Origin of the sequence: Acidovorax sp. Root219 (assembly GCF_001428665.1) — a bacterium.
Classification (GTDB): Bacteria; Pseudomonadota; Gammaproteobacteria; order Burkholderiales; family Burkholderiaceae_C; genus Acidovorax.
In genome coordinates this window covers 2,501-3,769 of sequence record NZ_LMIJ01000041.1, presented here as the reverse complement: position 1 = coordinate 3,769, position 1,269 = coordinate 2,501, and the positions used below count along the sequence as shown (strand labels likewise).

Annotated in this window: 1 rRNA gene (running past one end of the window); it reads right to left on the bottom strand. The window is 50.3% G+C overall.

The features are described from left to right. Positions 1-1,269, bottom strand: a 23S ribosomal RNA gene (locus ASE28_RS27705) (its annotated part continues 3 nt past the right edge of the window); the annotation flags it as partial.

Below are 1,269 nucleotides of genomic sequence, written 5' to 3'. Positions count from 1 at the left end.
ACCCCCTTTAACGCTACTCATGTCAGCATTCGCACTTCTGATACCTCCAGCATCCGTTACCAGACACCTTCACAGGCCTACAGAACGCTCTCCTACCACGTGCAATAAATTGCACATCCGCAGCTTCGGTAACTGGCTTAGCCCCGTTACATCTTCCGCGCAGGACGACTCGATCAGTGAGCTATTACGCTTTCTTTAAATGATGGCTGCTTCTAAGCCAACATCCTGACTGTTTTAGCCTTCCCACTTCGTTTCCCACTTAGCCAATTTTAGGGACCTTAGCTGGCGGTCTGGGTTGTTTCCCTCTTGAGTCCGGACGTTAGCACCCGGTGCTCTGTCTCCCAAGCTGTACTCGTCGGTATTCGGAGTTTGCATAGGTTTGGTAAGTCGCCATGACCCCCTAGCCTAAACAGTGCTCTACCCCCGACGGTAATACTTGAGGCACTACCTAAATAGTTTTCGGAGAGAACCAGCTATTTCCAAGTTTGTTTAGCCTTTCACCCCTATCCACAGCTCATCCGCTAGTTTTGCAACACTAGTCGGTTCGGACCTCCAGTACCTGTTACGGCACCTTCATCCTGGCCATGGATAGATCACTTGGTTTCGGGTCTACACCCAGCGACTGATTCGCCCTATTCGGACTCGATTTCTCTACGGCTTCCCTATTCGGTTAACCTTGCCACTGAATGTAAGTCGCTGACCCATTATACAAAAGGTACGCAGTCACCCTTGCGGGCTCCTACTTTTTGTAAGCATGCGGTTTCAGGATCTATTTCACTCCCCTCCCGGGGTTCTTTTCGCCTTTCCCTCACGGTACTGGTTCACTATCGGTCGATTACGAGTATTTAGCCTTGGAGGATGGTCCCCCCATATTCAGACAGGATTTCTCGTGTCCCGCCCTACTTGTCTCTACCTTAGTACCACACGTCTGTTTTCGCATACAGGGCTATCACCTGCTATGGCCGGACTTTCCATTCCGTTTTGCTAACAGTCGTGCTATCAATAGAAGGCTCTTCCGATTTCGCTCGCCACTACTTTCGGAATCTCGGTTGATGTCTTTTCCTCGAGCTACTGAGATGTTTCAGTTCACCCGGTTCGCCTCGCATGACTATGTATTCATCATGCGATACCTCTTGCGAGGTGGGTTTCCCCATTCAGAAATCTCCGGATCAAAGCTTATTTGCCAGCTCCCCGAAGCTTATCGCAGGCTATCACGTCTTTCGTCGCCTGTAATCGCCAAGGCATCCACCACATGCTCTTAGTCACTTG